This is a genomic window from Streptomyces flaveolus, assembly GCF_000716535.1.
Classification (GTDB): Bacteria; Actinomycetota; Actinomycetes; order Streptomycetales; family Streptomycetaceae; genus Streptomyces; species Streptomyces flaveolus_A.
In genome coordinates this window covers 176,999-190,253 of sequence record NZ_JNWV01000003.1, presented here as the reverse complement: position 1 = coordinate 190,253, position 13,255 = coordinate 176,999, and the positions used below count along the sequence as shown (strand labels likewise).

The 13,255-nt window shown below is 73.7% G+C and carries 13 protein-coding genes; 8 read left to right on the top strand and 5 right to left on the bottom strand.

All coding sequences use genetic code 11. The features are described 5' to 3' along the window. Positions 1-3: 3 nt before the first annotated feature. On the bottom strand, positions 4-660 hold the full coding sequence (locus OO52_RS03360; protein ID WP_030640766.1) for a GNAT family N-acetyltransferase: 657 nt from the start codon (positions 658-660) through the stop codon (positions 4-6). Positions 661-1,698: 1,038 nt separating this feature from the next. Here OO52_RS03360 and OO52_RS03355 point away from each other — a divergent pair. The 4 genes from OO52_RS03355 to OO52_RS03340 all read left to right on the top strand — a co-directional run bounded on the left by OO52_RS03355 (position 1,699) and on the right by OO52_RS03340 (position 4,656). Beyond that, positions 1,699-2,574, top strand: a complete 876-nt coding sequence (locus tag OO52_RS03355; RefSeq protein WP_030640763.1) for a helix-turn-helix domain-containing protein — start codon at positions 1,699-1,701, stop codon at positions 2,572-2,574. A gap of 83 nt (positions 2,575-2,657) precedes the next feature. Next, positions 2,658-3,473, top strand: coding sequence for an SAM-dependent methyltransferase (locus tag OO52_RS03350; protein WP_030640762.1), 816 nt, complete (start codon positions 2,658-2,660; stop codon positions 3,471-3,473). Positions 3,474-3,569: 96 nt separating this feature from the next. Next, positions 3,570-4,046, top strand: a complete 477-nt coding sequence (locus OO52_RS03345) for an SRPBCC domain-containing protein (RefSeq protein ID WP_030640760.1) — start codon at positions 3,570-3,572, stop codon at positions 4,044-4,046. Positions 4,047-4,161: 115 nt separating this feature from the next. Continuing rightward, the gene (locus OO52_RS03340; RefSeq protein WP_234339337.1) at positions 4,162-4,656 is read left to right on the top strand and encodes a hypothetical protein; all 495 of its coding nucleotides are present in this window, start codon (positions 4,162-4,164) and stop codon (positions 4,654-4,656) included. A 107-nt stretch (positions 4,657-4,763) separates the two neighbouring features. Here OO52_RS03340 and OO52_RS03335 read toward each other — a convergent pair whose 3' ends face one another. Then, a complete protein-coding gene (locus OO52_RS03335; RefSeq protein WP_030640756.1) occupies positions 4,764-5,522 on the bottom strand; it encodes an NPP1 family protein in 759 nt (252 codons plus the stop codon). A 995-nt stretch (positions 5,523-6,517) separates the two neighbouring features. After that, complete coding sequence (locus OO52_RS03330; RefSeq protein WP_030640754.1) at positions 6,518-7,663, bottom strand: PP2C family protein-serine/threonine phosphatase; 1,146 nt, start codon at positions 7,661-7,663, stop codon at positions 6,518-6,520. A gap of 298 nt (positions 7,664-7,961) precedes the next feature. Between OO52_RS03330 and OO52_RS03325 the strand changes: the two genes are divergently transcribed. Genes OO52_RS03325 through OO52_RS03315 form a run of 3 tightly spaced genes read left to right on the top strand, consistent with a single transcriptional unit; the run spans position 7,962 to position 9,651 of the window. Further along, positions 7,962-8,648, top strand: coding sequence for a nucleotidyltransferase family protein (locus OO52_RS03325; RefSeq protein ID WP_030640752.1), 687 nt, complete (start codon positions 7,962-7,964; stop codon positions 8,646-8,648). After that, a complete protein-coding gene (locus OO52_RS03320; protein ID WP_030640750.1) occupies positions 8,645-8,923 on the top strand; it encodes a BON domain-containing protein in 279 nt (92 codons plus the stop codon). The genes OO52_RS03325 and OO52_RS03320 overlap by 4 nt, the downstream gene beginning before the upstream one ends. Then, positions 8,920-9,651, top strand: a complete 732-nt coding sequence (locus tag OO52_RS03315) for a metallophosphoesterase family protein (RefSeq protein ID WP_030640748.1) — start codon at positions 8,920-8,922, stop codon at positions 9,649-9,651. Before OO52_RS03320 ends, OO52_RS03315 begins: the two co-directional genes overlap by 4 nt. 250 nt (positions 9,652-9,901) lie before the next feature. On the opposite strand, the gene OO52_RS03310 is transcribed toward OO52_RS03315, so the two are convergent. Beyond that, the gene (locus OO52_RS03310; protein WP_267885015.1) at positions 9,902-11,200 is read right to left on the bottom strand and encodes an MFS transporter; all 1,299 of its coding nucleotides are present in this window, start codon (positions 11,198-11,200) and stop codon (positions 9,902-9,904) included. Positions 11,201-11,520: 320 nt separating this feature from the next. On the opposite strand from OO52_RS03310, the gene OO52_RS03305 reads away from it, so the two are divergent. Then, positions 11,521-11,850, top strand: coding sequence for a DUF6343 family protein (locus OO52_RS03305; RefSeq protein WP_030640744.1), 330 nt, complete (start codon positions 11,521-11,523; stop codon positions 11,848-11,850). A gap of 120 nt (positions 11,851-11,970) precedes the next feature. Here the strand turns inward: OO52_RS03305 and OO52_RS03300 are convergent, their stop codons facing one another. After that, positions 11,971-12,960, bottom strand: coding sequence for an aldo/keto reductase (locus OO52_RS03300; protein ID WP_030640742.1), 990 nt, complete (start codon positions 12,958-12,960; stop codon positions 11,971-11,973). Positions 12,961-13,255 lie beyond the last annotated feature (295 nt).

Below are 13,255 nucleotides of genomic sequence, written 5' to 3'. Positions count from 1 at the left end.
CGGTCAGAGGCAGCGCACCGGCGTCGGGGTGTCGTGCCGGTGCCAGACGGCGTCCACCACACGGCCGTCGGGCAGGGTGTGGCGGCGCGGGCCCTGGTCGGGGACGAAGCCCGCGCGGATCAGGGAGCGCCGGCTCGCGGTGTTCCCGGGCTCGGCCCCGGCCCGGACCGTGGCGAGTCCCAGGTGGCCGTGGGCCAGCTCCAGGCCCGCGCGGAACAGCTCCGCGCCCAGGCCCTGGCCACGGCAGCCCGGCGCGAGCCAGCCGCCCATCTCGCCCACCAGGTGCTGTAGTTCGAGGGCACCGGCGTAACCGAGGTCGGACCGCCGCACACAGACCAGCAGGAGCGGATCGTCCGGGCCGGGCGTGAAGGGTTCCGCCAGCTCGCGGGGGATCCGGCGGCCGTCCTCCCCGGCGGGCCGCCAGGCCAGCAGGGCCCGGCGGACGGCGGGGTCGGGCAACACCTCGTCCGCCTGGGTGCCGAGCCACCGCTGCGCCTCGGCGTCCGCGCTCGCGGCGAGCGCCGCCGCCACGTCCAGGCGGGTGCGCGGGGTGAACAGCAACAGCCGCTCGGTGGCCAGCACGTGCCGTCCGGGCGCACACCGCCCCGGCACCGGAAGCCCCGACGCGATCCGGTTGCGGCGGAACAGCGACCAGCCCATGAGACCCCCGGCACCACAGCACACACGGCGGACACGGCACCGGCCCACCGAGAGCACGGACGCTCCGCACCGGCGGCGAATCTAGCGGGTCGCGGCGGGATGCCGTAGCGCTGCGGGGTGTGGGCGAAGCGAGGGCCGGGACGGGCAGGGCACCGCCGGGGGTCTCCCTCGGTGTCGGAACGGGACTGACGGGCGCGGGGCGGGCCGCGCCGCTGGTCGCCGCCCGGTCAGCCGGCCTGTTCCTGGGAGCCGGGCTTGGGGCGGGTGCGGGTCCAGGACGGGTCGGCGGCCTGGGTGGTGGGAGTGGGGGTGGGAGTGTGGTGCATGGCTGTCCTTCGGACGAGTGGGGGATGGTCCGGGGGCGGTGTGGTGCGCGGGGTCCGGTGCGTCCTTTCCCGCGTCGATGTAGGGGAGACCTCGTGGCGGTGGTCTTCGGCGGAGGGGCGGCAGTCCGCCCGCGCGACGGGCGGTGCCCGCGGTCACGAGCACGCCCGGCAGGCATGCGGCCCGGGCGGGCGTGTGGCCCCGGAGGCGAGGCCGGTCGGGGCCGTGGGGCCCAGGGAGTCGACCGGGGCGCTCGCCTCCGGGTGGTTCAGGGGCGCCGGGTGGGGTCGGCAGCCGGCGCGGCGCAGTCGCCGCGCGGGAACAACCGCCGTTCGCGCGCGGCGCGTTGTCTGTCCTGGTCGGTGGGTCGAGGGAGCCGTCGGTGGAGGGAGGGCAGAGCCATCGCCGTGCGCCTTTCGTCCGGCCTCTCGGGTGAGGGTGCGGGCGTCGGCCGGCCGTTCGGATAGCAGACGTCCCACCGCCTGCCGACAGGCCGTGGTGGCGGACTGTCTCCCCCGAGCCGCCCGCGCCGCCTGCTCCGTGGGTCGGCCGGAGCAGTGAGTCCACTCTGGCACCCGCCAACCACGCTCCGCAACCGACAAGTTGAAATTTGCAAGTGGCGAAGTGCATGCTGCATCCGCCAGAACGTGATCGAATGGGCCGCGCACACGGATCGCATGCGAGGGTGTCCTGGGACTGACAAGGGGGGTGGGCGTGACCGCGGAGACCGACTGGGGCGGCGCCCCCTGCGTGCTGCGCATGATCCTCGGCAGACGGCTGGAGGAACTGCGCACCCGGGCCGGCCTCAGCTACGCCGAGGCGGGCGCCGCCATCGGGGTCAGCCACTCGACGATCCGCCGCATGGAGGCCGCCAAGGTGTCCCGGCTGCGGCTCGCGGACGCCGAGAAACTGCTCCAGGTCTACGGCGTCACCGACCAGCAGGAGATCGACACCTTCCTGCAGTCCGTGCGCGAGGCCAACAAGCGTGGCTGGTGGCACGCGTACCGCGATGTCATGCCCGACTGGTTCTCCGCCTACCTCAGCCTGGAACAGGCGGCCCTGCAGATCCGCGCGTACGAGAACCAGTTCGTGCACGGTCTGCTGCAGACCGAGGACTACGCCCGCGCCCTGCTCACCGCGGCGAATCCGCACGTCTCCGCCGAGGCCACCGAACGCCGCGTCGCCCTGCGCATGCGCCGCCAGGAACTGCTGTCCAGGGCCACCCCGCCGCGGCTGTGGGTGGTGATGGACGAGACCGTGCTGCGCTGGCCGGTCGGCGGTCCCGAGGTGATGCGCGCGCAGATCGACCACCTCATCGAGGTCAACCGGCTGCCCCAGGTCACCGTGCAGCTCATGCCGTTCGCCAACGGCCCGCACCCCGCCCTGTCGGCCGGCGCCTTCCACGTCTTCCGGTTCCGGGCCCGCGAACTGCCGGACATCGCCTATCTCAGCGGCCTCGTCGGGGCGGTCTACCTGGACAAGGCCGACGAGGTCGTGGTCTACCGGGAGGCCCTGGACCGGCTGAGCGCCCAGGCCGCGTCCGCCAGGAAGACCGAGACGCTACTGGCCACGCTGCGCAAGGAGTTGTGACCCGCCCCGCCACCCGCCCGCCCCGCCCTCGTACCTGCTGACGCGAAGCCCCGAGCCCCACCGACCGAATGGGAGACACGGCGTTGCCCGACAACGGATGGCCGGCCGACCGGATCGACACCGAGAATGCCCACTCCGCCCGCATCTACGACTACATACTCGGCGGCAAGGACTACTACCCCGCCGACAAGGAGGCGGGCGACGCCATGTCCCGGGAGTGGCCCGCTCTCCCGGTGCACATGCGGGCCAACCGCGACTTCATGAACCGTGCCGTGCGCTGGCTCGCCGAGGAGGCGAGCATGCGCCAGTTCCTCGACATCGGCACCGGCATCCCGACCTCGCCGAACCTGCACGAGATCGCCCAGGCGGTGGCCCCCGAGTCCCGGGTCGTCTACGTCGACAACGACCCGATCGTGCTCACCCTCTCCCAGGGCCTGCTGGCCAGCGCCCCCGAGGGCCGGACCGCCTACATCGAGGCCGACTTCCGTGACCCGGCGGCCATCCTGGACGCCCCCGAGCTGCGCGAGACCCTGGACCTGAGCCGGCCCGTCGCCCTCACCGTCATCGCGATCGTCCACTTCATGCTGGACGCGGACGACGCGGTCGGCGTCGTACGGCGGCTGCTGGAGCCGCTGCCGTCCGGCAGCCACCTGGCGATGTCCATCGGCACCGCCGAGTTCGCGCCCGAGGAGGTGGGCCGGGTCGCCCGCGAGTACGCGGCCCGGAACATGCCGATGCGGCTGCGCACCCTGGACGAGGCCCACGAGTTCTTCACGGGCCTGGACCTGGTCGAACCCGGCATCGTCCAGGTGCACAAGTGGCACCCCGACGGCAGCGGCGAACAGGGCATCCGGGACGAGGACATCGCGATGTACGGCGCGGTCGCCCGCAAGCCGTGACAGACCCGGGGCCGGGGTCCGACCCACCTCCCGGACCTCGGCCCCGCCTCCCGTCGTACGACGGCCGGGGCGGGCGCCGGCCGCTACCGTGAGCCCATGTACACCACCCGCGTCACCCGGCACGTGCAGGCGCCCCCGCACGCCGTCTACCGGGCCCTGACCGACCCGGGGGCGGTCGCGGCCTGGCGGGTCCCGGCAGGCATGACCGCCCGCGTGCACACCTTCGACGCCCGTGAGGGCGGAGCCTTCCGGGTCTCCCTCACCTACGACGACCCGGCCGGCGCCGGGAAGTCGGACGGGCGCACGGACACCTACCGGGGCCACTTCGCCCGGCTCGTGCCCGGCGCCCTGGTCGTCGAGGTCCTCGCCTTCGAGACCGGCGACGACGCCCTGCGGTCCCCGATGACCATGACGACGACGCTCACCGCGGCCGACGGCGGCACGGACGTGGAGATCCGGCACGAGGGCGTCGCCGACGCGATTCCGCCCGAGGACAACGAACGGGGCACCCGCATGGCCCTGGACAACCTCGCCCGACTCGTCGAAGGGCGGGAGCGGCCGCACCGGAAATGACCGGAAAGAGTGGAGTGGAAAGGGGAACCGGGGCGGGGGGAAAGCGGTCTTAGGGTCTGTCGACGGCCGGGATCAGACCGGTCGCGAAGAAACCGGGGGAATGGGACACATGTCCATGCGCAGCCGTAAGACTCTCCTGACCGCCGCTGCCCTCACGGCCGGCCTCACCCTGGCCGCCGTCACGCCCGCCCTGGCGGGGGCCTCCGCGAGCGGCACGACCCGTGCCGCCGCCGTGTCGTCCGCGCAGGGCGACCCGAGGAACGTCACCCAGCACGTGGCCGACTTCTACGGCGCCTACATCGACGCCGTCTGGGCCACCGACGACCCGACCGCCGCGGCCGGCGCGAAGGCGCTGCGCGGCTTCTACCTCTCCGCCGCCGCGCGGAAGAAGGTCGCCGCCTACGAGAAGAAGGAGCACGCCGACGGCATCCTGTTCGCGCAGAACGTGCCGGTGAGGTGGAAGGTGGCCTACACCGGTTCCGGTGCCGGCCACGCCACCAGCAGGGTCACGCTCACCTGGGGGGACGGGCCGCACGCGCAGGTCAGCCGGATCGACGTGCAGTCCGACCTGAAGACCTTGAAGATCACCGACCTCAAGCCGGCCGGCTGACCGGGGCGCCGGGCGCGGGCCCCGCCCCGCCCCATTCGGAGCGGGACCCGCGCCCGCCGGGTGCCGCCGCCCCGGCGCCGGGACCGGACCGGTGAGCGCGCCCGGGGTCAGGCGTTGGGGTCGAAGGGGATGCCCGACGGCATCGAGTTTGCCAGCGCGTACTGGAAGTCGCCGTCGTCGATCTTGATCGTGGCCGCCCCGAAGTCCGCGCTCAGCAGCTTCTCGCGGTAGCCCGCCGGGTAGCCGTTCCAGCCGACCAGCCGCGGGTAGAACCAGCCGCCCGTCACGTTCTCCGGCGGCTCGTCGTTGGAGCCGGCGAACCGGAAGCAGTGGGTGGAGACGCCGTCCTTGTGGTAGACGATCTTCGGGTGGGTGCCGTCGAAGCGCACCGAGGAGCGGTTCGCCACCTGGTACCCGGAGTGCTGGGAGACCGAGACGTACTGCACGGTGTCGTCCTTGATCCACACCACCACGTGCTCCCAGTCGTGGGTGTGCCCGATGGCGGCGGGACCGAGGGTCGCCTGGTCTTTCTCGAAGTAGCTGGCGTACATCACCGCGCACCAGCCGTTGTTGCACTTCTCGCGCGAGTAGGTGTTGGCGTTGGCGAGCTGCGCGTAGTCGTGGCAGTGGCCGTTGACGTCGCCGCCCAGCTTCAGGCCGGGGTTGATGGTGCCGTCGCTGCCGATGGCGGCGGTGGCGTAACAGCCGTCGCCGTCGTAGTCGTAGGCAGGGGAGAAGGTCTGTTCCAGGCCGTCGGCGTTCTGCGGCAGCAACTGCAGGACGTTGGCGTCGGCGGTGCCGGACGAGGTGAGGACGAGGGCGAGCGCGCCGAGGGCGGCGGCGATCGCGGAGGTCAACTGACGCACGTGGGCTCCCTGTTGTCGAGGCGCCGCAGATTCTCGCAACGCCTCGGCAGGAGGGGCCACCCCCTGAACTGAACTTTGCCGCAAGGCCAGTTGAACGTGGCGGCCGAAGGCACCCGACTGGGTGCTGTCGTACCGCTATCCGCCGGAAGTCAGGCGTTCGCCCTGGTTCCGGCCGTAAGACGCGGGTCGGCCGACACACGGGTCGTCCACGGACCGGTGTCCTCGGGCGGCCGATGCCCGGATCGTGCGCCGGCTGGCGTCCCCCGGTGCTCGGGCCTGGTCGTGGGTCGGTCGGCGTCCCGGGGTGCTCGGCCCTGGGTGCGTCGGCTGGCGTCCTCGGGTGCTCGGCCCGGGGGCGAGCGTCGGCATCGCCGGGGCGCTCTGTGGTGGCGGGCCGGGGGCCGGTGCCCTCGGGTGGCCGATGGCCGATGCCCGGATCGTGCGCCGGCTGGCGTCCTCCGGTGCCCGGCCTGGGTCGTGCGTCGGTCGGCGTCCCCCGGTGCCCGGCCTGGGTCGTGCGTCGGTCGGCGTCCTCCGGTGCCCGGCCTGGGTCGTGCGTCGGTCGGCGTCCTCCGGTGCCCGGGCTTGGTCGTGTGCCGGCTGGCGTCCCCGGTGCCCGGCCCAAGGGCGAGCGACGGCATTGCCGGGCGCTCTGTGGTGGCGGGCCGGGGCCGGTGTCCTGGGGTGGCCGATGCCCGGATCGTGTGCCGGCTGGTGTCCTCCGGTGCCCGGCTCCCGGATCGTGCCTCGGGCGGCGGTCCTGCCGGGTGCTCAGTGGTGGCGGGCCGGGGGCCGGTGCCCTCGGGTGGCCGATGCCCGGATCGTGCGTCGGCTGACGTCCTCCGGTGCCCGGCTCCCGGATCGTGCCCCGGTCGGCGGCACTGCCGGGCGTTCACCGGTGGCGGGCCAGGGGGCCCCGGGTGGCCGATGCCCGCATCGTGGGCCGTACCGGCGTCCGGCCCCTGTCGTGCAGGGACGGCGTCCCCGCCGGGCGTTCACCCGTGGTGGGCCATCTCGCCGCGGCCGTGGTGGTGGCGGCGCTCGACGGGGGTGCGGTGGACCGCTATGAGGGCGGCGTCGTCGCCGAGCCGGCCGCCGACATGGGCGAGCAGATCGCGCCGCAGGTGGTGCATCAGCGCCTCGGGGCTGTCCTCGGTCCACCGCGCGACCCGGTCGGCGAGCGGATAGAACTGACCGCGCTCGTCCCGGGCCTCCATGACCCCGTCCGTGTACAGCAGCAGCGTGTCGCCCGGCTCGAAGGAGAACACGTCCAGGGTGTGCTCGGCGCCCGCGTGCACCCCGAGCGGCGGCGACGGGTGCAGGCTCGGGACGGTCACGACGTGCCCCGGGCTCAGCAGCAGCGGCGGGGGATGACCGCAACTGGTCAACCGGGTGAGCGGGTCGCGGTCCGGGATCTCCACGAGCAGCGCGGTGGCGAACCGCTCGCCCTCCTCCTCGGGAGTCTCCAGATCGGCCGCGTAGCGGGTCACGCTCTGGTCCAGCCGGCTCGCCAGCTCGACCAGCGGGATGTGCCGGTGGGCGCTCTCCCGGAACGAGCCGAGCAGCAGCGCGGCCTCGCCGATGGCGGGCAGCCCCTTGCCGCGGACGTCGCCGATGAGGAGGCGGACCGAGCCGTCGCTCACGGTCGCCGCGTAGAGATCGCCGCCGATCTGGGCCTCGTCCTCCGCGGCCAGGTACAGCGAGGCGATCCGCAGCGGGCCGATCTGCTCGGGCAACGGCCACATCAGGACGTGCTGTGCGGCCTCGGCGACCGTGCGGACCTGGGCGAGCTGGGCCTGCCGGCGTTCGCGCAGGGCGCTGTAGAGAACGGTGAGCACCACGAGGACCGCGAGGGTGATGAGTTGCACGACGTGGTTGGTGGTGGCGAGCCCACCGCGGTGGAGGCCGATGAGGAGCTGGGCGACCATCGCGAGTGCCCCGATGCCCGCCGTCGCCCGGGGACCGGCGAAGGAGGGGGTGAGCGCGGGCGCGATCACCAGGGCCGGCCCGACATGGATGTCCCAGGGCAGCCGCAGGTCCACCACGGTGATCACCACGATGAGCACGACCGGCAACACCAGCAGCGCGTGGACCGACTGCCACGGCTGCCGGAGGCGGACGCGCGCGGCCCCGGGTGCCATGCCTACCAGCGTGCTCCCGGCCTGGTCGACCGGCCACTCGCTGAGGGGCTGCTGCCGCACGGCGACTGCCACCGAACCAGCCGCCCAGCCGGCCGTCGACACCGGCACCGGAACCGGCACCGGCGGGCAGGGCCCGGCCGGTCCCACCCGGCCCCCGGCACCCAGCGCTCCGGCGCTCGGCATCGAAGGGGTGAACCCTTCCGGTCACGTCGTGTCGCCGGCGACGCGCCGGGTACCCGTACGGACCCCGGGGCCGATCCGGCCGCCCCGGGACGTGAGGGTGCCGAATGGAGAGGTCATGACGCACAACGGGGAGGACACCGCGCCCCTCCGGCGACCGGAGGTCACCGAACTCCGCCTCGCCGCGGACGGGCCGGACCCGGGGTTCTCGTCCGCGCCGGACTCGGCGCAACTGCCGCACGACCGCAGCCAGGCGATCCTGGAGGCCGCCAAGGAGATCGGCGCACTCCTCAAACGCGCGGGCCACCACTTCGCGCTCGCCGGGAGCGTGGCCGTCTACGCCCACGGCGGCAGCCGCTATCTCCAGCACGACGCGGACTTCGCCATCCTGCCCGAGGACGCCGAAGCGGTGGCCGGAACACTGCGCGAGGCCGGCCTGCCCGTGCGGACCCCGCCGGAGGACTGGCTGGTGAAGACCACCTGCCACGGGCAGAACATCGACATCATCTTCGCGCTGGCCCACCAGCCCGTCACCCGCGACATGCTCGACCGGGCCCACGTCCTGCCGGTCGACTCGGTGCTCATGCCCGTCCTGTCGCCGACCGACCTGATCCGCAGCCTGATCAGCGCCTTCTCGGAACACTACTGCGACTTCGGGTCGGTCCTGCCGGTGGCCCGCGCCGTCCGCGAGAAGGTCGACTGGGACGAGGTCCGCACGACCTGCGGCGGCCAGCCCATGCCGGCCGCCTTCCTCTTCCTCCTCGAACGGCTGAACGTGATCGACGCCCAGGAGGGGCAGCCATGACCGACACGAGCCCGCCGCCCCCGCCGGCGGCAGGGAGCCTCGACTACCGCGTCGCCCACCTCGCAGAGCACCTGGCCTGCGGAGACCTCGCGGAACTCGGCGTACGGCTCGAACTGCGGGGCGACACCGTCCTGCTCACCGGCACCGTGCCGTCCACCCAGTGCCGGGACGACATCCTGCGCATGGCCCGCGCGGAACTGGCGGGGCACCCGGTCCACAGCGACCTGCTCATCGCCGGGACCTCCTCGCCCGACCACGGAGAGGACCTGACATGATCCGCGTCGCGGCCGTGGGCGACATCCACATGGGCCCCGAGAGCCAGGGCACCCTGCGGCCCTCCTTCGAGACACTGCCCGCGTGCGCCGACGTCCTGCTGCTCGCCGGCGACCTCACCCGCCACGGAACACCGGAGGAGGCCGCGATCGTCGCCCGGGAGATCAAGGACCTCGGGGTGCCCGTCGTCGCCGTACTCGGCAACCACGACCACCACGACGAGCGGCCCGAGGAGGTCACCGCGATACTCCGGGACGCGGGCGCGCACGTCCTCGAAGGGCAGGCGGCCGTCGTCACCGCCGACGGCGCCCGGATCGGGGTCGCCGGTACCAAGGGCTTCGGCGGCGGCTTCGTCGGCCGCTGCGCGGGGGAGTTCGGCGAACCGCTGATGAAGGAGTTCGTCCGTTACACCCGGCGCACCGCCGACGGCCTGCACAGCGCCCTGAAGAACCTGAGCGAGTGGGACTGCGACGTACGGATCGCGCTGACCCACTTCTCGCCGGTGCCGGACACGCTGGCCGGGGAGCCGCTGGAGATCTACCCGTTCCTCGGCAGCTACCTGCTCGCGGAGGCCATCGACACCGGCGGTGCCGACCTCGCGGTCCACGGCCACGCACACGCCGGCACCGAGCACGGCATGACCAGCGGGGGCGTCCGCGTGCGCAACGTGGCCCAGCCGGTGATCGGCCAGGCCTTCCACGTGTACCACTTGCCGAGCCGACACGGGTGACGGGGGCGCCGGGCGGTGCCGGGCCGGGTGGTCTCGCCAGGCGGGGCAGGCCGGCTGGCAGGGGTGGCTCTTCCGGCGCGGGTGGTGCTGACGCGGTCAGTCGGCTGACGGCTGGCGCCGGTGGTGCCGGACGTGGTCAGTCGGCTGACGGCTGGCGCGGGTGGTGCCGGACGTGGTCAGTCGGCTGACGCCGGGCGGAGCCGCCCGCGCGGAGCCGTCGGTCCGCCCGGTTGGCTCCGCCCGGGACGTGTCATGCCGCCGTGCTCAGCGCCTCGCGGCCGGTGACGTCGCCGTCCTTCGTGGGCAGTGTCAGCGGCACCGGTGCGGTGCGGCGGCGCAGCAGCAGGCCCGCGCCGATCGACCCGGCGATGAGCAGGCCGCCGGCCACCAGCGCGCCGCGTGCGCCGGCCCACTCCATGAGCAGGCCCAGCAGCGGCGGACCGCCGAGGCTCCACACCGTGCCGATGCTGCTCCACACGCCGAGCACCCGGCCCCGCAGATGCGGCGGCGGGTCGGTCTGGAGCACGGCCGTACCGGCGGTGTCGGAGACGGACTCCACGATCGCCATCGGCAGCACCAGCACCAGCAGCACGGCCAGCGACGGTGACAGGCCCGCCACCACCTGGAGCAGCGCGCCCCCCGCCGCGAGCAGACCCACGGTCCGCACGGACGGCCTGCGCAGCCGGGCACCGAGGACCGCGCCGACGATGCCGCCGACGGCGAGCACCGTGGACACCGTGCCGAACGCCCCGGCGCCGCCGGCCAGTGGTCCGGTGACGAGGACGGCGAGCGTCAGGCCGTAGTTGCGGCCGAAGACGGAGCTGAGCCCGGTGATGCCCGCGAGCGCGACCAGGCGGGGCCTGCGCGCGAAGAAGGACAGCCCCTCCCGCGCGGTCATGCCCGCGCGCGCCGGAACCGCCCTCTCCCCGGCCGCCGGCTCCCCTGCGGCCCCGGGCACCGGCCGCAGGAAGGGCACCACCGCGGCCACGAACAGGAAAGACAGCCCGTTCGCGGCATACGCGGCGGACGTGCCGAGGAAACCGACGGTGACTCCGGCCATGGCCGTGCCGGCCAGCCGGCCCGCGCTGTGCACCAGCGCACCCACCCCGATCGCGGACGGCACGTCCTCCACCGGCACCAGATCGTTGCCGAGCAGGGCACAGGCCGGTCCGTCGACGGTGGCGATGACTCCGGTCACGCCGGCCAGTACCAGCAGCGCCGTCATGTCGATCCGGTCCAGCGCCACCAGCAGCGCCGTCGTGAAGGCGACCGCGCCGAGCAGGGCCTGGCTGACGGTGACCGTCAGCTTCCGGGGCCAGCGGTCCACGGCCGCGCCGCCGAGCAGGCTCACGAACAGCGCGGGCGCCGCCTGGACGGACATGGACAGACCGGTCGCCGTCGCCGAGCCCGTGATGTGCAGCACGAGCAGGTTCTGCACGGTGAGCTGCATCCACGTGCCGGCGTTGGAGACGAAGTTCGCGGCCGACCACCAGCGCATGCCCCGGTGCCGGAGGGAACGCCACGGCGAACGGGAGGCCGGGGCGGTGATGGGCGCTGACAGGGGCTGGGCAGGGTCAGAAGACACGACGGGGTACTCGACAACCGGGAAAGTCGGGGACGACCGGCGAGCCCGTCGGATCGGCAGCGCTGCACGGCCGGGGCTGCCTGGTCAGGGCGCCGACCATGCTGGCAGACGGGGTGGCACGGTCGACGCCACGGCGTCCGCCGGCACGCGGCGACGTCCGTCAAACGGCCTCGGGCGTACGACAGTTGGGCCGCGCGTGGGGTTCCTCACAGGGCCGGTTTCAGCCCGGTCCGTCCTGGTACGCGGAAGGTGGCGGAGCGAACGGCCCGGCCGGAGGAGGCAGTATGCGCCGGTACCAGCACGGACGGACGACGGCGCCGGTCTCCCGGGCCGGTGCGCCACGCCGCCGCTTCCCCCGCACCGGCACCGAACCGGCCACCGCGCGCAGCGCCCTGCGGCTGCGGCTGCTGCTCTCCGCCGTCTTCCTGCCCCTGTTCGCCGCGGCGACCGCCGGGTTCGCGGTGTGGGCCGCGCACCAGGGCCCGGGCGAGAGCCCGGGCACCGGCCCGCTGACCGCCCTCGCGGCGGTGTGCGGGCTCCTCGCACTGGCGGCGGCGCTGGACCTCGCGGTGGTCGCCGGGCGCAGCCGGCGGGAACGGGGCGGGGCACGGTGATCCAGCCGGGTCCTCCCGGTACCGCGCGGTGCGGGCGGTACGGCGTCAGCGGTGGCTCAGCACCAGTGACCACCCGGCCGTTGGGGCCGCGGACCCGCACGCCCGCCGCGCGCCGGCGCTCTAGCGGTTGACGGCCCTCATCCCGGCCTCGTCGTACCGCTCACCCGCCGCCGAGGGCAGCTCCGCATCGATACGGGCCAGGTCGTCCTCGGTCAGCTCGATGCCCACCGCCGCGGCGTTCTGCTCCAGGTAGGTACGTCGCTTGGTGCCCGGGATCGGCACCAGGTCCTCGCCCTGGGCCAGCACCCACGCGATGGCGAGCTGGGCCGGGGTCACGTCCTTCTCGGCGGCGATCTCCTTCACCTTCTCCGCCAGCCGCAGGTTCGCCTCCAGGTTGGCCTCCGTGAACCGCGGGTTCGTGCGCCGGAAGTCGTTCTCGTCCAGCTCGTCGGGCGAGGTGAAGCGGCCCGCGAGGAAGCCCCGGCCGAGCGGCGAGTACGGCACGAAGCCGATGCCCAGCTCCCGGCAGGTGGGCAGCACCTCGGCCTCCACGTCCCGCGACCACAGCGAGTACTCGCTCTGCACCGCGGTGACCGGGTGGACGGCGTGCGCGCGCCGGATGGTCTCCGCGCTCGCCTCGCTCAGCCCGATGTACCGCACCTTCCCCTCGGCGACCAGCTCACCCAGCGCGCCGACCGTCTCCTCGATGGGCACGTTCGGGTCGACCCGGTGCTGGTAGTACAGGTCGATGTGGTCGGTGCCGAGCCGCTGGAGCGAGCCGTGCACCGAACTGCGCACGTGCTCGGCCGAGCCGTCCTGCCGGCCGACCGTGCTCATGTCGCCGGGAACGGCGTCGTCCATCCGGTAGTTGAACTTCGTAGCGATGACGTACTCGTCGCGGTGGCCCCTGATCGCCTCACCGACGAGTGTCTCGTTGGTGAGCGGCCCGTAGACCTGCGCGGTGTCCAGGAAGTCGATGCCGAGTTCCAGGGCGCGCCGGATGGTCGCGATGCCCTCCTCCTGGTCGGCGGAGCCGTAGAAGGCGGACATCCCCATGCATCCGAGCCCGATGGCCGATACCTGGAGGTCCCGCAGCCTGCGCTTCTGCATGTGGGGTCACAGCCTTTCGTGCACTCGTCGGTCGTTCTCCGGGCGCGAGGGCCTCCTTCCATCTAGCGACGGAATCCGCCACCCGGCATCCCGTGAAGGAGACCGGGTGCGGGGCACGCGCACCGGCGTTGTGCGACGCTACGAGCTGGAGCGCTCTCGAAGTCAAGCCGTGCCGGTGCGGGCGACCGTCCAGGGTGGCCCCGGGGACCCCAGCGTGACCTGGACGACATGCGCGTTACGCCGTTCGGGCGCACGCTGGGAGCGGCCCAGCCAGGTGCCACAGACCGACCTGCGG